Origin of the sequence: Myxococcus dinghuensis, assembly GCF_024198235.1 — a bacterium.
Taxonomy (GTDB): Bacteria; Myxococcota; Myxococcia; order Myxococcales; family Myxococcaceae; genus Myxococcus; species Myxococcus dinghuensis.
In genome coordinates this window covers 23,590-43,733 of the sequence record NZ_JAKCFB010000045.1, presented here as the reverse complement: position 1 = coordinate 43,733, position 20,144 = coordinate 23,590, and the positions used below count along the sequence as shown (strand labels likewise).

Sequence of the window (20,144 nt, the reverse complement as noted above, 5' to 3'; positions counted from 1 at the left end):
GAGCCCGAGGAGGTGCGAAATCGAGGATGTCGTGTGCATGCGGACAGGCTAGGAAACGCCTCTGTGCGCAAGCAAGGCACATGCGTCCTCTCCGTCGTCAGCGGGAGGGAGGTTCGGGGCGCAGGGGCTTGAGGATTTCGTAGTCGAAGGTCGTGTAGGGCGGAGTGACCCGCTGTTTGCGGACGTCATAGCGCTCGAGCGCGAGGGCCTCGCCATCCGGGGTCCTGCAGTGGTCGCGCAGCCAGTCAGCGAGCCCCAGGTACGCGGCCTCGATTGCCTCCGCGGTGCCCACCACGCGCAGCATCGCGTAGTCGCGCGGAGGGACGACGTGGGTGATGAAGTCCCGAGGCAGTGGGCCGAACTCGCTGACCTCCGCGCAGACGCTGTAGGTGTAGACGCCGTCCTCGCTCGCGCCCAGATGGTCGCTTTCCGGGAAGGCGCCGTAGAACACGTTGGTGTCGACGCGATGGGGGAGGGTGTCCGCGCGAGCGACGAGCTCCGTCCAGGCGAGCGGGACGCGGTGGCTCAGTTCGCTGCGACGACCCACGACCTTGAGACCGACCAGTTTCAACGCGTGCCGCGAGCTGACGGTGACGTGCATGGGGCTTCCTCGGGGAGACATCGTGCCCGTACCCTGCACCTTGAAGCAGGTTGAAGCTCAAGGAGAGAACCTCCGCATGCTGACGATTTCCCAGTTCGCGGACCGCAGCGGGCTGTCCGCGAGCGCGCTCCGGTTCTACGAGCGAAAGGGATTGCTGAAGCCCGCGCGCCGCTGGGACAACGGCTATCGCGCCTATGCCGCCTCGCAGGTCGCGGAGGCACGCTTCATCAGCAGCCTGCGTGCCGCGGGCATCTCCCTGGCCGCCATCCGCGAGTTCCTCCGGCGAGACGCGCGTGCGCGCGAAGCCCTGCTCACCACGTGGCGGCAGGAGATGGCCGCGAGGCTGCTCTCCCTCCAGGTGGCGGACCAATACCTGCGCGGACTCGACTCCGCCCGACCGCTCCTGCACCTGGAGCACTGGAGTGACCCCTCGGTCCTCGTCTGGTTCCCGGCGACGGCCCCCGAGCGACCGCTGCCCTTCCTCGACGCGGTCGTGATGCGAAAGCGGGAACTCGAGCGCCGGGGCACGACCGTCCTCACGAGCGGCTATGTCCGCACGCTCGACCGCGTCGGGGGACAGCTCGTGGGGGAGGTCGGCTTCCGCGTCAAGGCGGGGCGCAGGACGCCGCCCGGTGCACGTCGCCAGGAACTTCCGCCGACGCTCTTCGCGACCCTCGAATGTGGCTTGCGTGACGACGTCGCCGCGCACCGGGTGTTCCGCTTGTTGGACGATTTGGGCTTCTTTCCGGAAGGACCCCACCTGGAGCGCTACCTGCCGGGCACGGCGGACCGCTACCTGCTCATGATCTCCGTGAGACGTCACGCCGCGCGGTGAAGGTCCGCGCCGCGTCGACGAACGCGCGCCGTCGCGTGGCGCTCCGTTCGTGGAAGGCGTGTTCCCGCGATGTCACCTCGGCGCGTGGAAGGCCACGCTACGTTCTCTGGATGCGGTGCCGGGGTTCTCCGACTGCTGGCCGTCCCGTTGCATTTCGCGTCGGGTGAAAGGGACGAGGGGGACTCGTCCTGGATGGGGGACGGGTGAAAGGATGGGCATGCCCATGGCTCGGCCCTCACCGAATCCGCCGGAAGAGACTGCGACTGCGTCGGACCTGACGCCCGCCTCGCTGACGCTCGTGAGCATCCCCGGCGAGACGCCCGAGGACGCGGATACGTATTGGTACTCGAACGTGTACCAAGGGGACCGGCTCGCGCAGCTCACGCCGCGCTCGGTGGTGCTCGGCGCCGTCATCGGCGTGCTCACCTGCGCCACCAACCTCTACGTGGGCCTGAAGACGGGGATGGCCTTCGGTGTCGCCATCACCGCCGCGTTGCTCGCGCATGCGTCGCATGGCCTCGCTCGGCGGGTGGCGCCCGGCGTGGCCGGACGACCCCTGTCTCCCCTCGAGACGTGCAGCGCGCAGACGGTGGCGTCCGCGGCGGGCTATGCCACTGGCGGGGCGCTCGTCTCCGTGCAGGGGGCGTGGCTCATCGTCACCGGCCAGCATCCGTCGCCCATCATCCTGCTGGCTTGGACCTTCCTGCTGTCCGCGCTGGGCGTGCTCTTCGCCGTACCCTTCAAGCGCCGCCTCGTGGATCACGAACAACTGCCGTTCGCCTCGGGGACCGCCGCCGCGACCACCATCCGCGCGCTGCATGGCACCGACCCCGATGCGTCTGTGCGCCTGCGCATGCTCGGGCTCGGCGGCGCCGTGGCCGGAGTCGTCACCTTCGTTCGCGACGGGCTCGGACGGCTCCCCATGGCGCTTCCATTCCCCGGTGGACTGGGGGGCATCTCGCTCGAGCGACTGGGGTTCGGCCTGGAGACGAGCCTGCTGCCGCTGGGCGCGGGGGCCTTGCTCGGGCCTCGGGTCACCACGTCCCTGTGGCTCGGCGCCATCCTCCTCCATGGCGTCGTGGCGCCACGCCTGCTCGGCGCGGGGCTCGTCTCGGACAAGGAGGAGCCGTTCCTCGCCTGGAGCGTGTGGCCTGGCGCGGCGGCGCTCACCGTGGCGTCGCTCGTCCACTTCGCCTGGGACGCGCGTGTCCTGCGCCGCGGGTTCCAGGGACTCTTCTCGAGACGGGCCTCCGCGCCGCATCCGGTGGACGCGGTCCAGGTGCCTCGGCGTTGGTGGCTCGCGGGCGTCGCCCTGCTCGCGCCCGGTGCCGTCGTCGTCGCGCACGTGGGCTTCGGTGTGCCGGTGGGACACGCGGCGCTCGCCGTCGCGCTCTCCTTCCTGCTGTGCTTCATCTCCTGCCGCGTCGCCGGCGAGACGGATGCGGCGCCCGTGGGGGCGCTGAGCCAGGTGACCCAGGTCACCTACGGGATGCTCCTGCCGAACAACGTCCAGGCCAACCTGGCCACCGCGGGCATCACCGTCAACGCGGCCTCCGCGTCGGCCGACCTCCTCACCGACCTCAAGACGGGGCACCTGCTGGGCGCGAACCCCCGCCGGTTGTTCCTCGCGCAGCTGCTGGGGACGCTGGTGGGCGCGCTCGCGGCCGTGCCGCTGTTCTTCCTGCTCGTGCCGGAGCGGGCCGTCCTGGGGTCGGAGCAGTTCCCCGCGCCCGCGGCGTTCGTCACGGCGGGCATGGCCCGGGTCCTGGCGATGGGGCTCGACAGCCTGGGGCCCATCACGCGCTCCGCGGTGCTGTGGGCGGCGGTCGCGGCGGCGGTCCTCGCGGTCGCGGAGCGGCTGCTCCCTGTCCGAGCGAGCCGCTGGGTCCCCTCTCCATTGGGCATGGCGCTGGCGTGTCTGCTGACGCCGTCCTACGCCTTGTGCCTCTTCCTGGGAGGTGCCGCCACGGCGGTGGTGGGACGCGCGCGACCCGCCTTGTCGGAGCGGCGGCTGGTCCCCCTCTCCGCGGGGCTCATCGCGGGCGAGGGGCTGGTGGGGGTCGCCATCGTCCTGTGGCGAACGCTCTGGTAGCCTTGTCTTCCGACGATGCGCTGCCCGAACTGCCACCGACGCCTGTCCCCAGGCGCGGCGTGCCCCGTGCACGGTTCGCGCCCTCGGCTGGAAGCCCTGGCGGAGTCTCCGCCGCTTCCGGAGGTGCCCGGCCTGCGCAGTGCCGCCCTGTTGGGAGAGGGCGGCTTCTCACGCGTGTTCACCGCGTACCGGGACGTCGACGGCCGCGAGGTGGCGCTGAAGATGGGGCAGGGGCCCCACCACGAGCGCTTCGCCCGTGAGGCCGCGGCGCTGCGCCGCGTGGGGCCGCCGACGGTTCCGGAGCTGCTCCAGCACGGCATGCTGCGGGGGCGCCCCTACCTCGTCATGGAGCACCTGCACGGCCAGACGCTGGCCGCGTGGATGGCGTCACTCCCCGGCGCCGGCGCCGCGTCGCTTCCCCGGACGCGCGAGCTGCTGGCGGCGCTGTGTCCCGCCCTCGAGCGAGTGCATGCCGCGGGGCTCGCGCACCGCGACCTGAAACCGGAGAACATCTTCCTGCGAGAGGGTGGCACGCTCAGCCTCCTCGACCTCGGGCTGGCGCGGTTCTACGACGGCGAGGAGTCCCTCGAGCGTGGCGACGAGCTCCCCACCGGGGCGACCCCCGCCGGGCATCGCCTGGGTACGCCGCTGTACATGGCCCCCGAGCAGTGCCTCGACGCGCGGCTGGCCAGCCCCTCGGCGGACATCTACGCGCTGGGCATCCTGCTCTTCGAGCTGCTCTCCGGCGCGCCCCCGTTCGTCGGCAGTCCCGAGGAGATCCGCCACGGCCATGTCAGCCTGAGGCCCCCGCGCCTCTCGGAGCGCGCGGCCGTCCCCACCGCGCTCGACGACGTGCTGCGCGCCTGTCTGGCGAAGTCGCCCACGGAGCGCTTCGCCCGCGCGCCGGACGTGCTCGCCGCCTTCGATGCCGCGTGCCGCTCCACCGCGTCGCCGGACGCCGCCGCGCCCGTCGTGAGTCCGGCCTCCACCGCGACTCCATCCTCGGAGACAGGGCTCCGCTCCGTGGCCCTGCTCGGGCTGTCGACGCGGCTGCCGTTGGACGGCGTGCTGGCCGCGCTGGAGCCGCAAGGTGGCGTCATCGCGCGCGTGCGCCCTCACGGCTACCTCATCGCCTTCGCGGAGGCGCCCACGGGGGAAGCCAATCTGCGCGCGGGCGCGCTCGCGGCGCGGCGCCTGGTCGAGGAGGGCGAGTCGGCGGCCATCCTCCACCTGGCCGAGTTGAGCGTGTTCGCGGGAGTCTCCTCGATGCGTCTCGCGGGCGCCGCGCTGGAGTCCCCCGAGGACTGGTGGCCCGCGACCTGGGAGCTGGGGGCGACACGCGTCACGCCCGCGGCCGCCGCGCGGCTCGACGCCAGCGCCACCGAGGCGGTGACCGACGACGTGGGGGCGGCTCCCGAGGCCGCTCCCCATCACCGGCGCCTCCTCGACCACGGCGTCTCCAGCTCGGGTTCGGAGCCGCCGCCGCTCGTGGGGCGCGAGTCGTCGCTGGACGCGCTGGAGCTGGAGGTCCTGCGCAGCCTGGGCGGCGGGAGGCCCGGCTTCGCCGTGCTCACGGGAGACGTGGGGCAGGGGAAGTCCCGGGTCCTCGATGCGCTGGCCGTGAGGCTGGAGGCTCGCGGCGACGTGCGGGTGGTGCGGCTGCGCGCGCCGGGCCCGGATGCGACCGGTCCCGAGACGCTCCTGGAGCAGCTCCGGGCGGAGGTGGGCGAGGGCGGGAGCCCGCTGGAGTCGGGCGCTCGCATCGCCGGCGCGCCGCTCACGGACGCACGTCACGCCGCCGCGCGCCAGCTCGCGGACGCGCTCCAGCACCGCGCGCGCGAGCTGCCCCGGGTGCTGCTGGTGGACGACGCGCACCTCGCGGACCCCACCAGCCTCGACGCGCTGGAGATGGCGACGCTCGCCGGGGTCGAGGCGCGTCTGTGGGTGTGCACCTCCGCGCGACCCGCGCTGCTCGGACTGCGGCCCCACCTGGGCGAGCGCAGCGCCATGTCCTCCCGTCACGTGCTCCCGCCACTGACGCCGGAGGCGAGTCGAGTGCTGCTGTCGGCCCTGCTCCGACCCGCGGAGCACGTGCCGGAGCCAGTGCTCGCGCGCTTGGAGCAGCTCGCCCAGGGCGTGCCGTTGTCGCTCGTGGAGCTGGCCGTGGCGCTGCGGGCGGCGGGAGCGCTGCGGGTGGCGCAGGGGGGCGGCTGGTACATCGCCTCGGACGCGTTGCTCGACGTGTCCGTGACGCCGCTCTTCGAACGACTCGCGGCCCGCGCGCTCGGAGGACTCCCCGAGGCGCACCGGACGCTGGCGCGGCTGTGTGCCGTCCTGGGCACGGAGCTGGAGGTCGCCCAGGTGGACGCGGCGCTGCATCACCTCGACTCGCGCGAGGACCTGTCGCGCACGGCGTCGGCCCTGGACGCGGGCGCGGGGCTCCAACGTCTGGTCCGCGCGGGGTTGCTGCGTCCCCTGGGGCTGGGCCGCTTCGCCTTCCGCCACCCCCTGCTGCGCGAGGCGCTCGAGGTCCTGGCGCCCGTGGCGACGCGGCGGGCCCTCCATGCCGCCGCGCTCCGGACGGCGCTCGGCGACAGCGCGACCGCGCGCCGTCGTCGCGCCCACCACGCCGCGGGGAGCGGGGCTCACGACGAGGCGAGCACCGCCTTCCTGGCCCTCGCCGAGGAGGCGCGCCGCGCGCACCAGCCCGTCGAGGCCGAGCAGCACTACACGCGCGCCCTCGCGTTGCTGCCGGAGGGGGACGTGGAGCGGCGGATGCTCGCGCTCGCGGGGCGGGGACGCGTGCGCCACCGGCTCCAGCGCTTCCGCGAGGGGCTCGTGGACCTGGCGGAAGCGCGCGCGCTGGCGGAGACCCGGGGGCGCCATACGCTCGCGGTGGACCTGCTGCTGGAGGAGGCCACCACGCGCGATTGGATGGAGGACGTGGAGGGCTCCACCGCCTGCGCGCGCGAGGCGCTGGAGCGCATCGAGCAGTTGGACGATCCGCGCCTGTCCCTGCGCTGCGCGCTCGCCCGAGGCCGGCTGCACGTGCGCCAGGGCGAGTGGAGCGCCGCGGCGCGCGTGCTCGAATCGACCGTCGAGGGCGCCGAGCGGGCCCGGGAGCACGAGACCCACGTGGTGGCCCTGGCGCTCCTGGGCTCGGCGCTGACGTTCCTCGATCGCGCGGAGGAGGCCGCCTCCCGCTTCGAGGAGGCCGTGGACCGCTGCGAACAGGCCGGGGACGCGCTGCACCTGTCCGCGACGCTCATCAACCGCGTGCTGCTGTGGCTGCGTCAGGGCGACGTCACGCGCATGGAGGAGGACCTGCGCCGGGCGATGGCCCTGGGGCGCGAACTGGGGCACGCCCAGGTGGAGCGCTGGTCCACCTTCAACCTGGCGGAGGTGCTCTACATGCAGGCCCGCTTGGAGGAGGGCGTCCTCCTGGCCCGCCGTGCCCATGAGCTGGGCATGCGCTTCTTCCTCGAGCACCCGGTGCCCGTCGACGCGCTGCTGCTGGCGCGGATCGACGCGGCCCTGGGTGACTGGGAGTCCGCCTCGCGACAACTCCGGTGGATCGAGGAGCACTGTCCCCCGGACTCCCTGCCGCCCACCGCCATCATGCGCCGCCTGGTGGAGCTCCAGGTCCAGGGCGCCGAGGGGCACGGCGCCTCCCACGACCCCGGGGCCTGGGACGCACTCGCCAAGGAGGCCGAGGCGCTCGCCTCCGCCGACGAGATGGCCGAGCTGCTCCTGCAGGCCGCGCGCTCCTCGCTCGCCGCCGGACTCGGGGCCCAGACCCGCGCCTGGCTCGAACGCGCCGAGCGCGCCGTGGAGGCCGCCCCCTTGTGGCGTCCGCGCCTGGACTCCCTCCGCGCGGCCCTGCGCCGCCTGTAGCGCCCCATGTCACGAGTCCCCGTGTCTGTGGCTCTCCGCGCTACAACCTCCTGCGTCTCCCCCTGTTCATCCTCCCGGGGACACTCGGCGAAGGGCCACTGGCCCGGACCGTGCTTCTCCTCGGGGGCATTTCGCACTTTTCACGTTCCTTCACCGGAGGAGTGTCCATGGATTTCACTGTCCGTCGCCCCCCGCGGCTCTTCGTAGCCTTGGTTCCCTTGGTGCTGGCTGGCTGTGGAAGCGGAAGCGTTCCGAAGGGAGCGGCCCCAGGTGAGGTCGGGGAGAGCACGTCGGAGATTCGCATCGCCAACTCGCTGTCGACCGACGCGCTGGTCCTCAACGCCATCTCCACCAACGGCCCGGCGACGACGCTGCTGGCGAACTCCAGCCTGTCGTCGCTGTTCGATCCGAATCCGATGGCGGGGAACGCCCACATCCGCAAGCAGTTGAACGACCCCGACGCGCAGAAGTTCATGGAGTACCTGGTGAGCTGCGCGTTGGATTCGAGCCAGGTGCTCGGGTACTACAATCCGCTGGGGGTGCCGGGGCCGGCGTCGTGGAAGGGCAAGGCGGGCCTGTGCACCGATTGGCTGACGCAGGCGCCGACGATGGAGTGCCTCAACCGCGTCTCCGGCTGCCTGCTGGCGCGCAACAACGCGCTGGGACGCCGCGTGGAGCTGTCCATCCGGGGCGAGGTCCCGAATGATTCCTCCATCTTCTACCTGGAGGCGGTGACGCGGCCGGCGGAGCACGATCCGAACACGGCGCAGCACAAGAGCAGCTTCAGCGGCTGCGGCGCGGGCGAGGTGGGGGAGTCCCGCGATTGTGGCTGGATCGCGGACGGCATCGGGGTGTGCACGCCCGGGGATCAGATCTGGATCGGCGCGGGGGGCTCCGTGTCGTGTCCGTCCGGGCCGATGCTGGGCTCGACCTGGGGCGCGCAGATGGCGCTGCGGGTCTGCGAGGGGGTCGTCGGGTGCGACTCCGGGGACACCACGCGTCTGGCGGAGGCGGCCACGAGCTGTGACTCCCTGGGGCCCGTGGCGTCGTTCACCTGCCCGGCGGGCGGCTACTACAGCGTCATGACGGCGCCCTACGACAGCGCGACGTTCGGGGTGGCCACGATCGACGTCTACTCCAAGATGTGGAGCCGGTACGCCCTGTCGGAGCAGGAGGTCTTCGCCATCCGCGAGGGGGCCTTCTACGGCAACATCTTCGACGCGAAGTACCTGGCGACGCAGGTGGATGTGATCGACATCGCCCCTCCGGGTGAGAAGCCGAAGTACGTGGTGGAGGGCGACCATGTCGTCATCCCCGGCGCCATCTACAAGAACATGTACTCCTGCTTCGACCCGGCGTGGTCGAGCCCCGCGGCGTATGCGGCGCACCGTGTCTGCGCGTTGCCCAACTCCGGCGCGAACTGCGCGTCCACGGTGGTGGGGGCGTGCTGGGGCACGTCCGCTTCGAACAAGGGCAAGTGCCAGTTGGATGATGGACCGCTGGTCCCGGGGGATGGAGACTTCGAGCTGTGCAAGGACAACAAGGGGAAGGTGTGGAAGGAGCCGGTGACCACGTTCCTCCATGACGCCTGCGGGCCCGTGGAGGCGGGGAAGGAGCGGGCGTGTGTCCGCAGCTCGAAGCGCTAGCAGGGATGCTCGACGATGATTCAGGGTGGAGTGGAGTCGCTCTACGGTGAGGAGCTGAAGGCCGGGGCCCTGGTGGGCCATTGGGTGGTGGAGCGCGTCCACTACCGGGGCCCGGTCTCCACCCTGTATCGCGCGCGGGATGCGCAGGGGACGGGCGTCGCGGCGCTGAAGGTGCTCCAGGTGCTCCCGGAGTCGGGGGACATCGCGCTGCGACGCTTCCAGCGGGAGGCGGCCACGTTGCAGCGGCTGCGCCACCCGAACGTCGTCGACGTGCTCGACTACGGCACGCTCGCGGACGGACGCTCCTTCATCGCCATGGAGTGGTTGGAGGGGCGGGACCTGGCGGCGGAGCTGGCCGCGCGGGGCCCCCTGGCGCCAGGCGAGGCGCTGGAGCTGCTCGAGCAGGTGGGCGCGGCGCTGCGGGCCGCGCACGCCGCGGGGGTCGTCCATCGCGACCTCAAGGCGCAGAACGTGATGCGCCTGGAGCGCGACGACGAGGCGCTCGTCGTGAAGCTGGTGGACTTCGGCATCGCCAAGGGGCTCACGCAGGATGCGCCGGGGGCGTCCTCGCTCACGCACACGGGCGTGGCGCTCGGCACGCCCATCTCCATGGCGCCGGAGCAGATCCGCGGAGAGGCCCCGGACGCGCGCACGGACCTCTACGCGGTGGGCGTGCTCCTGTTCCAGCTCGTCACGGGGCAGCCGCCCTTCCCGGGCGCCACGCGCCACGAGGTGGAGGAGCAGCACCTGCATGCGCCGGCGCCCAGGCCCAGCGAGCGCGCGCCCGTGCCCGCCGCGCTCGACGACGTCGTGCTGCGCTGCCTGGCCAAGCGCCGCGAGGAGCGCTACCCGGATGTGGATGTGCTGCTGGACGACCTGCGGCGCGCGGTGGGGGGCGGTCGAGCACGGAGGGCGGACGCGCACGCGGTGGCGCTCTACGCCGAGGCGCGCGCGTCCCATCCCCCCGATGCCTCCACGCTCGCGCGGATGGACGCGCTGCTGGAGCACACCGGCTCGGTGGCGCGCGAGGCCGGGCTGGAGGTCCGGATGGAAGGCAGCGGCTGCCTCATGGCGCTCGCCCCGCTGCCGGACGACGCGCGCTCCGAGCGCACCGTGCGGGAGCGCGTGCTGGCGGCGGCGCTGGCGCTGGTCGAGCGCGCGGAGGCGGGGGCCGACGACGCCCGCGTGGAGCTGGCCATCACCGTCCACGTGGACCGGCTCCCCGCGAGCGGTGGGCGCGGTGGGAGCGGCGGCAGCCTGCTGCACGTGCCCGGCTGGGTGGCGGACGGCGGGGCCCCGGGGCTCGTCGCCACGGTGCCCGCGCTGCGCGACCTCGAGGCGGGGTTCCTGTCGGTGCCCCTGCCCGGAGGCGGCGCCATCTGGTCCCGCGTCACCGGCCGGAGGTGAGGCTCACGGCTTGAGGCCGTGACGCGCGGAACCCCCGTCGCTCGGGGGCTCGGCTGCGGGGGCCGGAGGTGAGGCTCACGGCTTGATGCCGTGACGTCGCAGGAGCCGGTACAGGTGCACGCGGTCCATGCCCGCGGTGACGGCCGCCTGCGCGACCTTGCCCTGGTGCTTCTCCAGCAGGGCGCGCAGATAGCGCCGCTCGAAGTCGTCCACCGCGCGCCGCCGCTGGTCTGCGTAGGGGCTGCTGGGGTCCACCTCCAGCGGGTTGCCGCTGCGCGACTCGTCCTCCGACAGGTCCACGGCCTCCTCGAAGACGAGGCAGCGCTCCAGGTAGTTGCGCAGCTCGCGGACGTTGCCCGGCCAGGCGGCGTGGCGCAGCCTCGCCTGGAAGTCCGGGGTGCGCAGCGTGCCGATGTGCGCCTCGTCCGCGCCCAGCGAGGCGAGGATGCCCTCCACGAGCAGCGGCAGGTCCTCCGGCCGCTGGCGCAGTGGGGGCAGGGCGATGCGCAGCACCGCGAGCCGGAAGAAGAGGTCCGAGCGGAAGCGCCCCGCGTTCACCTCCGCGCGCAGGTCCCGGTGCGTGGCCGCCATCAGGCGCACGTCCACGGGCTGGTACGTGTTGCTGCCCACGCGGCGGATCTCCCGGTTCTCCAGCACGCGCAGCAGCTTGGGCTGGAGCTCGGCCGGCAGCTCGCCGATCTCGTCGAGGAACACGGTGCCACCCACCGCCTCCTCGAAGACGCCCGCGCGCCGCTGGAGCGCGCCGGTGAAGGCGCCTTTCTCGTGGCCGAACAGCTCGCTCTCCAGCAGGTGGGCGGGGATGGCGCCGCAGTCCACCACGAGGAAGGGGCCATCCCGGCGGCGGCTGGCATCGTGGATGGCCTGGGCCGCCTGGCTCTTGCCGGTGCCCGTCTCGCCCTCCAGCAGCACGGTGACGTCGCGGGACGCGGCGCGCTCCATCATCGCGAAGCACACGCGCATGGCCACGGACGCACCCACCAGCGTGCCGAAGCGCGTGTGCTCCGACACCGGCAGCCGGTTGCTCTCCGCGCTGAAGTCGAAGCGCAGCACCACGCGGCCCAGTCGCAGAAGGCTGCCGCTGCGCAGCACGCCCTCCACCACCAGCACGCCGTCCACGATGACGCCGTTGAGGCTGTCCAGGTCGCGCACCTGCGGCCCTCGGGGGCCGATGCGGATCTCACAGTGGAAGCGCGACACGGTGGAGTCGTCCACCGCGAAGTCGTTGAGGGGATGCGAGCCCACGGAGCAGACGTCCGCGGTGGACTCCCACGTGGTGCCGTTGCCGGTGCCCTCCACCACCGTCAGGCGGAAGCGGCGCACGGTGGAGGTGTCGTACCGGCGCCCGTGCTCGTACGGCAGCGTGACGTGTGCGGGCTCCTCACCGGCTTCCCGGGCCTCGACCTTCCAGAGCGAGTCACTCTTCACGTCTGGAGGCGAAGGGGGCACGCGTGCCCGGTCGGAAGAAGACATGAGCTTCAAGATAACATGTCGATGCGACGACCGGCCCCTCTCGTCCATCTGCCTGCCTGCCTGGAATGGGGATGACCCCGCGGAAGTCCGGACCAGCACGAGCGCTGGCCGGACTCCGCGTCCCCCCTCTCCGCCCCCCTTGCCCCTGATGCGACACGGAGTGCACGGCCGTGGTGGGTTGATCGCGACCGTGTGGCGAGCCACGAGACTGCAGCACGCGTGCCGTTGGCGCGCTCCTGGGGACGCGCTCGCGCTGTAGCGTGGAACGTCACGGGAAACGGCCCTCCTGTGGCGCCGGGCGCTACAGGAGGGGGCGTCGTCTTCGTCGATGAGGCTCATCGACAGGTTCGATTGGGCCCTGTCGCGGGGGATTCGTAGGGATGGGGCTCCACGTGGTGAGGGAGTTCCATCGAATGCGAGTCATCCAGGCGGTCAGGGTCGTGGCAATGGTGCTGGGCGTTTCGAACGCGGAGGCCACGCCTCCTCCGTCCGCACCGGATGCGGGGTGGTCGACGGCGCGCGACCTCCAGGCGTGGAAGGAGAAGCACCGCAACTGGGGGCGCTGGGGCGAGAAGGACGTGCTGGGCGCGGCCAACCTCATCACCCCCGCACGGCGCCGCGAGGCCCTGAAGCGGGTGCGCGAGGGCGTGTCCGTCTCGCTGGCCCACACGGTGGAGACCGCCCCCGCGGCGGACGTGCCTTCGCCCTTCGTGCTGGAGATGCTGCACACCGGCGAGTCCCCCGCGTCCACGTTCAGCGCGGACCGCTGGTCCGTGGGGTTCCACGGGTGGTCGCACACGCACCTGGACGCGCTCTGCCACATCTTCGACGAGGGGCGGACGTACAACGGCCACCCGCAGGACACGGTGGGGGCGAAGGGGTGCTCGGTGTTGTCCATCCTCGCGCTGCGGGAGGGCCTGCTGACGCGTGGGGTGTTCATCGACATGGCGGCCTTCCAGGGCGTGCCCTACCTGGAGCCCGGGACGCCCATCCACGCCTCGGACCTGGAGGCCTGGGAGCGGAAGACGAAGGTGCGGGTGGCGAGCGGTGACGCGGTCATCGTGCGCACGGGGCGCTGGGCCCGGCGCGCGGCGGTGGGGCCCTGGGACGTCTCCTCGCGCTCCGCGGGCCTGCATGCGTCGAGCGTGGAGTGGTTCGCCGCGCGGGGCGTGTCCGTCGTCGCCACGGACGTGGGCCTGGACGTGTTGCCCTCGGGCGTGGAGGGCGTCGTGGTGCCGGTCCACGTGTTGTTGATCAACACCCTCGGCGTCCACGTCATCGACAACGCGGACCTGGAGGCGCTGGCCAAGGCGACGGCGGCGCGCCGCCGCTACGACTTCCTGTTCACCGTGGCGCCCCTGGCGGTGGAGGGCGGCACCGGCTCTCCGGTGAATCCCATCGCGACCTTCTGACGCGAGCGCCGGGCCGGAGGCGGCCTGGGGGCCAGGCCCTCCTCGCCGCTCAGGGCGGCGGCGCGGAACATGGCCTCACGCAGCCAGCGGTGCGCGGCGTCCGCGTCGCGCGAGGCGTGCCACCGCATCACGATGCTGTTGGCGACCAGGGGGATGGGCGGCGGGCTGACGGCGAGCCCGAAGCCCCGGGCGCTGGCGAGGGCGGCGCGGCGGGGCAACACGCCGAGCAGGCGCGTGCCCTTGATGAGGTGCGGGACGCTGAGCGAGTGCGCGGTCTGCACGGCCACGCGGCGGCGCAGCCGCATCTTCGCCAACGCGTCGTCCACCGCGTCGCTGGCGTCCGCCCGGCGCGACACGCGCACGTGGGGCAGGGCGAGGAAGTCCCGCAGCGGCAGGGACCCCTCGACCTGGACGTGCTCCGGGTCGAAGACGCAGAGGTATCCGCCCGCGCAGAACTGGCGCAGCTTGTGGTGGGGCGCGTGGTCCAGCGGCGGGCCCACCAGCAGGTCCAGCGCGCCGTCGTCCAGCAGGCCCGGCCCCTGGGCCTCGCTCAGCGGGGACAGGGCGACGGTGACGCCGGGGGCCTCGTGCTCGACGAGCGAGAGGAAGGGCGGGATGAGGGCGATCTCCAGGCCGTCGGAGATGCCCACCCGGAAGTGGCGCTCCTCGGTGGCCGGGTCGAACGGACGATGGGCCACGAGCACGGACTGGATGCGCGCCAGGGCCTCGCGCACGGACTCGGCGAGCGCGCGGGCCTGCGGCGTGGGGGTGATGCCCGTGGTGCTGCGGGTGAACAGCTCGTCGCCCAGCAGCGCGCGCAGGCGCCCCAGGTGGTGGCTCATCGCCGGCTGCCCGATGCCGATGCGCTGGGCCGCGCGGGTGACGTGCTGCTCGCGCATCAGGGCGTCGAAGGCCACCAGCAGGTTGAGGTCCAGCCTCGCCAGGTTCGCGTGGTCGATGGGGTTCATGCGCCGCGATGTCTCCTTGCCTCCCCGGACCGTCATCCGGGCGCCGGCGGGCTTGTAACCCCGAGCGCCCGCCGTCGCCGCCCGGAGTGGGGCGTCAGAAGGCCAGGTTGAGCTGGAGGGTGATGAGCTGCGAGGTGCCCACGTCCGTGGGGATGACGACGCCTGCCTCCTTGGCCCCGTTCGCCGGCTGCTGGTGGGCGAGCTGGTAGCGCAGCTTGAACGCCAGGTGGGGGGCCTTGACGAACCAGGCGACCTGACCCTCGACGATGTACAGGAGGTCGTCGGACAGCTCGAAGCTGGGGTCCAGGAAGCTGAGCCGGACGGCGAAGTCCAGCACCTTCCTGTAGAAGACGTAGTCGGCCTGGAACCACGCGCCGATGCTGGTGAAGTTCGGCGCGCCGTTCATGGGGTTGTTGCGGCTGAGGTAGGCCTCGCCGAAGAAGCTGAAGCGGCGCGCCTGGATGAACAGGTCCACGCCGCCGGTGACGAACTTGTGCTCACCCTCGCGGAGGATCTGGAAGACGCCCGACTCCGGGTTGAAGTTCTCGGCGACCTGGTCCACCTCGCCGCCCGCGCCCTGCAGGGTGAAGGAGACGTTGAGCGGAGGGGGCTCCTCGTCGCCGGACATGATGTACGGCAGCTCGCCGTAGCCCGGCTTGCCCATGGGGAAGAACGTGGCGCGCGCGTTGAGCTGGTACTTGCCGGCCTCGGAGCGGTTGGTGCGCAGCGGCGAGCCCCCATAGATGCCCGCGTAGTACTCCAGGTGCTCCATGGTGCCGAAGAGGGTCACGCCCTTGTCGCGGCCCGTCCAGTAGTAGTTCGCGATGGCGGCGAACTCGGGGAAGAGGATCTGCTGCGGTCCCCAGGACTCGTGCCGGCTCAGGGGCGTGTACTGCTGCCCCGCGCGCACGCCCACCGCGTCCACGGGTTGGAGCTCCACGTACGAGTCGAGCAGGTAGATGGGCGGGTCCGCCAGCTCCAGCGAGGTCCAGAAGCGGATCCACGGCCGGAAGATGTTGCCCCGCATGATGGGGCGCAGGAACGAGAAGGCGGTGCGCGACTCGGCCTTGCCGTCGAGGAAGACGGGCTCGATCTTGTAGCCCGCCTGCAGCCCGATGCCGAGCAGGTAGTTGCCGTCCTCGGACTGGATGTGGAAGCCGTTCTTCTCGTCATAGCCGCCGACGAGCGCGGGTTTGTCCTCCCCCTCCTTCTTCTCGTCGTCGTCCTCCGCGTGGCCCACGGTGGGCAGGAGAAGGCCGCTGCCCATCCCGGCGATGACGGCCGCCACTCGCATCCAACCCATGCGCACGTCCCCCGCTGGGCGGCCCCGGGCAGAGTGTCCCGCACGACCGCGAGCGCCAGACTGGGCACGCGGGAGAGGGTCGCCAAGCGTGGGGCTCCCGGCCTATCGCGGAGCGGACGGCGACGGGCTCCGCTCGGCGGCTGGACGACATGCGCATCGGGCCGAAGGGGGGCCTCGGCGAGTCCCGGTCCGCGATGTGCCGGCGCGGAGGGCGCGTCACCGGGGTCCGGGGTGGAGGACGGACGTCGTCGAGCCCACGGTCCCGGCGCCGACGTCAGGGCTCCTTCTCCAGCTCCTGCTTGCCCGCGCCGCCGGTGCCCCGGGGGCTCGGGGTCTCGGGCTTCGCCGCGTAGAGGTTGTCGCCGAGCGAGTTCACCACCTGGGTGATGGAGCGCTGGGCGCGCACGCTGTTGCCCGCTTCGTCGAGCGGCGGTGAGAACGCGGCGATGGCGTAGCGGCCGGGGACCACGGCGACGATGCCGCCGCCCACGCCGCTCTTGGCGGGGACGCCCGCCTGGTAGAGCCACTCGCCCGTGTTCTCGTAGAGGCCGTTGGTCGCCATCAGCGCGAGCGTGCGCCGGGCCGTGTCCGGGCTGACCACGCGCTTGCCCGTGAGGGGGTTCACGCCGCCGTTGGCGAGCGTGGCGCCCATGGTGGCCAGTTGCCGCGTCGACACGTTGACGGAGCTCTGGCGCGTGTACAGGTCCAGGGCCTGCTCGCGCGGAGAGCCCAGCACCTTGTAGGACTCCAGCAGGGCGGAGATGGACTGGTTTCGGGTGTTGGTCTCCGTCTCCGACTTGTAGACGTCCTGGTTGACCTGGAGGGACTCACCCGAGAAGTCGTTGAGGTTGTCGCTGATCTTCTTCCAGCGGGCCTCCGGCGTCTGGGCCGGAATCATGCTGACGGTGGTGATGGCGCCCGCGTTGACCAGTGGATTGCCGGCGCGGTGTTGCTCGTCCATCTCGATGGCGATGATGGAGTTGAAGGGCTGGCCCGTGGCGTCCACGCCGATCGTGTCCTCCACCTTCTTCGGCCCCACTTCCTCCATGAGGCGCGCGAGCGTGAAGGGCTTGGCGATGGATTCGATGGGGAAGGGCTTGGAGGCGTCACCCGCGACGAATACGCGCCCGTCGACGGTGACGACAGCCAGTCCGAAGAGCTTCGAGTCCACCTTGGCCAGGTAGGGGATGTAGTCGGCGTTCTTGCCTTCCTTCGTCCCGCTGAACTGCTGGTGGGCCTTCACCAGGGCCCGTTGGATCTCCTCCTCGGAGGGCATGGCCTGGTCGCCCGCGGCGGTGTTCGCGCGCGCCGGAGCCCATGGTGCCGGCGCGCCCTGGGCTCCCTGGGCCAGGACGACGCCAGGGCTGGCGAGGGCCAGCAGACAGGAGGTGAGCAACCCGCTTCCGCGACCGTGGACCTTGCGCTTCATGTCTTCTCCTCCAGCTCGACTGGCGATGGTGGGTTGAGGAGTGGGGCGCCCGCTTCGTCGCCGCAATCCGGGGGAGGCAGGCGGCGGAGCACTCGCGCGCACGAGCCGGTCCATCGGTCGTCCAGGTCGTATGTCCCCTCCCTGTCGTCCAGGCTTCGCGGTGCCGACGTGGCGTCTACCTTGGGTGCGCCATCCGCGCACGCCGCGTCACGCGGGGCTCATGACGAAAGGACGACGTCTCATGGCGGAGCCGATGACCACTCTGGAGTCGGGTGTCCAGGCGCACCTGCTTTCCGCGGTCCTCAATCCCGAGCAGGTCCGATTGGACGTGTGGAACCGGCTGCGCGAGGAGGTGTCGAGGCTGGTGGCGCGGAAGGCCGAGCGCCTCGTCTCGTCAGAGCACGTGGAGCAGGTGCTCGCCCTCTTCGCGGAGGTCCACCCCATCGAACGGCTGTTCGTCTTCCCCGGCGAGGCGCGGCTCCACCAGTTGGCGGAGATGGCGCGCAGGCACGACGTGGAGGAGCTGGCCGAGGAGGTCCGCCGGCTGGTGGCGTTGCTGAGCCTGCACCGCGACAGGGCCGTGCTGCTGGCGGAGGGGCTCGAACGCTGGCCGGGCGCGGGCGTGGACGCGCGCTTCGGTCCGGAGGGGACGCACTACTTCACCACGCTGGTGGTGGACGACATGGCGCCGGAGGACTTCACCCGCGTGCGCCTGGGCATCCTCGACGCCCAGCGAGGGGAGCGGCAGTTCGTCTACGAGCTGCTCCAGGTCCGCTCGGTGGAGGACGCGCTGGTGGCGGTGCTGGTCAACGACGACGTGCAGGCCTGCGTCGTGCGCCAGGACCTGCCGCTGCGCTCCCGGGCTCCGGTGAAGCAGTTCCGTTCCACGTTGGAGCCGTTGCTCCTGGAGGCGGAGCGGCGTGGAGACGAGGCGGCGCTGGTGGTGGCGCGGTGGGTGCGCAGGTTGCGTCCGCACATCAACCTGTACCTCGTCACGGACGAGTCGCTCGCGGGCCGCGAGCTGCACACCGAGCGCCTGTTCGACCGCGTCTTCTACCGCTACGAGTCGCCCCACGAGCTGAACGTCACCGTGGTGGACGGCGTGCGCGAGCGCTACCGGACGCCGTTCTTCGACGCGCTGAAGGAGTACGCGTCGAGGCCCATCGGCAACTTCCACGCGCTGCCCATCGCGCGCGGGCACTCCGTCTACAACTCGCGCTGGCTGCGGGACATGGGGGACTTCTACGGCCCCAACATCTTCATGGCGGAGTCGTCCTCCACGGCCGGGGGGCTGGACTCGCTGCTGGAGCCCACCGGCTCCATCAAGGAGGCGCAGGAGAAGGCCGCGCGGACGTTCGGCGCGCGGCACACGTTCTTCGTCACCAACGGCACGTCGACGTCGAACAAGATCGTCCACCAGACCCTGCTCCAGCCGGGCGACGTGGTGCTCATCGACCGCAACTGCCACAAGTCACACCACTACGGGCTCGTGCTGGCGGGCGCGCACACCGTGTACCTCGACGCGTATCCGGTGAGGGAGTACGCGATGTACGGCGGCGTGCCGCTGCGCGCGCTGAAGGCGAAGCTGCTCGAGCTGCGGGACGCGGGGCGACTGGAGCGGGTGAAGCTGGTGGTGTTGACCAACTGCACCTTCGACGGGCTCGTGTACCACCCGCAGCGGGTGATGGAGGAGCTGCTGGCCATCAAGCCGGACCTCGCCTTCCTCTGGGACGAGGCCTGGTTCGCCTATGCCACGTTCATGCCCTTGGCGCGTCAACGCACGGCGATGGCGGCGGCGAGGCGCATGTCGGAGCGGCTGCGGGGGCGCGAGTATCGCGACGAGTATCGGGCGTGGCGCGCGCGACGTGGGGACCTGGGCGGACCCGCGGCGTCCGGCCAGGCGCTGGACGAGCGGCTGTTGCCGGACCCGGACAAGGTCCGCATCCGCGTGTACGCCACGCAGTCCACGCACAAATCCCTGTCCGCGTTCCGCCAGGGCTCGATGATCCACGTCTGGGACGACGACTTCGAGCGTCGCGCGGCGGCGCCCCTCACGGAGGCATACTTCACGCACATCACCACGTCCCCCAACCACCAGCTCGTCGCGTCGTTGGACCTGGCGCGCCGGCAGGTGGACCTGGAGGGCTTCGCGATGGTGAAGGAGGCGTACCAGCTGGCCCTGCGGCTCCGGGAGCGGTTGAGGGAGGACCCCTTGCTCCACCGCTACCTGCGCCTGCTGGACGCGGACCAGATGGTGCCGGAGGGCTTCCGCCAGTCCGGACTCGACCGCTACGTCGGGCCCGGCGCGGCGAGCGTGGACGCGATGACGCGCGCGTGGGCGCAGGACGAGTTCGTGCTCGACCCCACGCGCCTGACGCTCTTCACCGCGCTCACCGGGCGCAATGGCTTCGCCTTCCGGAGCCAGGTGCTGATGAAGCGGCTGGGCATCCAGGTGAACCACACGTCCATCAACACGGTGCTGATGAACGCCACCATCGGCGTCACCTGGGGCTCGCTGTCCTTCCTGCTGGATGGACTGCGCCACGAGGTGGAGCAGCTCGACGCGCGCCTGGCCCAGGCCACGGCGGCCGAGCGCCGGCTGTTCGACGGCCAGGTCCGGGCCATCACGGAGGAGCTGCCGCCGCTGCCGGACTTCAGCGGCTTCCACGAGGCGTTCGAGCCCGACGGCGGCGTGGGCGAGGGGGACCTCCGCAGTGCGTTCTTCCTGGCCTACCGCGAGGAGAACGCGGAGTACCTGTCCCTGGCGCAGGCCTCCGAGGCGCTGGAGGCGGGGCGCGCGCTGGTCTCCACGCGTTTCGTGGTGCCGTACCCGCCCGGCTTCCCCATCCTCGTGCCGGGGCAGCGCGTGAGTCCCGGCATCGTCGAGTTCATGCGCAAGCTCGACGTGAAGGAGGTCCACGGCTACCGGCCCGAGCTGGGGCTGAGCGTCTTCACGGATGACGCGCTGGACCTCGCCGCCTCGCGGGGGCGGGAGGTCGAACCACCAGCGCGCCTGCACTGGGCGCCAGAGGGCCAGCCTCCGTCGCCACACTGACGGGCGGCGCC

General features: G+C 71.9%; 12 protein-coding genes. 7 read left to right on the top strand and 5 right to left on the bottom strand.

Translation table 11 applies throughout. The features are described 5' to 3' along the window. Nucleotides 1-97: 97 nt before the first annotated feature. The gene (locus LZ198_RS36175; RefSeq protein WP_253976700.1) at nt 98-601 is read right to left on the bottom strand and encodes a GyrI-like domain-containing protein; all 504 of its coding nucleotides are present in this window, start codon (nt 599-601) and stop codon (nt 98-100) included. Between the two features lie 76 nt (nt 602-677). On the opposite strand from LZ198_RS36175, the gene LZ198_RS36170 reads away from it, so the two are divergent. The 5 genes from LZ198_RS36170 (at nt 678) to LZ198_RS36150 (ending at nt 10,475) form a co-directional block, all read left to right on the top strand. Then, complete coding sequence (locus LZ198_RS36170) at nt 678-1,436, top strand: MerR family transcriptional regulator (protein WP_253976699.1); 759 nt, start codon at nt 678-680, stop codon at nt 1,434-1,436. 223 nt (nt 1,437-1,659) lie between these two features. Beyond that, a complete protein-coding gene (locus LZ198_RS36165) occupies nt 1,660-3,528 on the top strand; it encodes an OPT family oligopeptide transporter (RefSeq protein ID WP_253976698.1) in 1,869 nt (622 codons plus the stop codon). Between the two features lie 15 nt (nt 3,529-3,543). After that, nucleotides 3,544-7,422, top strand: coding sequence for a serine/threonine-protein kinase (locus LZ198_RS36160; protein WP_253976697.1), 3,879 nt, complete (start codon nt 3,544-3,546; stop codon nt 7,420-7,422). Nucleotides 7,423-7,589: 167 nt separating this feature from the next. Further along, nucleotides 7,590-9,068: a hypothetical protein gene (locus tag LZ198_RS36155; RefSeq protein WP_253976696.1), complete on the top strand. Its 1,479-nt coding sequence runs from the start codon at nt 7,590-7,592 to the stop codon at nt 9,066-9,068. A 15-nt stretch (nt 9,069-9,083) separates the two neighbouring features. After that, nucleotides 9,084-10,475, top strand: coding sequence for a serine/threonine-protein kinase (locus LZ198_RS36150; RefSeq protein ID WP_253976695.1), 1,392 nt, complete (start codon nt 9,084-9,086; stop codon nt 10,473-10,475). A gap of 75 nt (nt 10,476-10,550) precedes the next feature. On the opposite strand, the gene LZ198_RS36145 is transcribed toward LZ198_RS36150, so the two are convergent. Then, nucleotides 10,551-11,966: a sigma 54-interacting transcriptional regulator gene (locus tag LZ198_RS36145; RefSeq protein ID WP_253976694.1), complete on the bottom strand. Its 1,416-nt coding sequence runs from the start codon at nt 11,964-11,966 to the stop codon at nt 10,551-10,553. Between the two features lie 413 nt (nt 11,967-12,379). On the opposite strand from LZ198_RS36145, the gene LZ198_RS36140 reads away from it, so the two are divergent. Next, entirely contained in the window at nt 12,380-13,378 is a 999-nt protein-coding gene (locus LZ198_RS36140) for a cyclase family protein (protein WP_253976693.1), read from the top strand. Here the strand turns inward: LZ198_RS36140 and LZ198_RS36135 are convergent. The 3 genes from LZ198_RS36135 to glsA form a co-directional block, all read right to left on the bottom strand. Then, nucleotides 13,297-14,346 carry a LysR family transcriptional regulator gene (locus LZ198_RS36135; RefSeq protein ID WP_253976692.1) on the bottom strand — a complete coding sequence of 350 codons (1,050 nt, stop codon included), beginning with the start codon at nt 14,344-14,346 and terminating at the stop codon, nt 13,297-13,299. The genes LZ198_RS36140 and LZ198_RS36135 overlap by 82 nt on opposite strands. Before the next feature lie 94 nt (nt 14,347-14,440). Then, on the bottom strand, nt 14,441-15,649 hold the full coding sequence (locus tag LZ198_RS36130; protein WP_253976691.1) for a porin: 1,209 nt from the start codon (nt 15,647-15,649) through the stop codon (nt 14,441-14,443). A gap of 274 nt (nt 15,650-15,923) precedes the next feature. Next, nucleotides 15,924-17,078, bottom strand: coding sequence for a glutaminase A (gene glsA / locus LZ198_RS36125; RefSeq protein WP_253976690.1), 1,155 nt, complete (start codon nt 17,076-17,078; stop codon nt 15,924-15,926). Nucleotides 17,079-17,319: 241 nt separating this feature from the next. Here glsA and LZ198_RS36120 point away from each other — a divergent pair, with 241 nt between their 5' ends. Then, a complete protein-coding gene (locus LZ198_RS36120; protein ID WP_267145503.1) occupies nt 17,320-20,133 on the top strand; it encodes an aminotransferase class I/II-fold pyridoxal phosphate-dependent enzyme in 2,814 nt (937 codons plus the stop codon). Nucleotides 20,134-20,144: the final 11 nt, after the last annotated feature.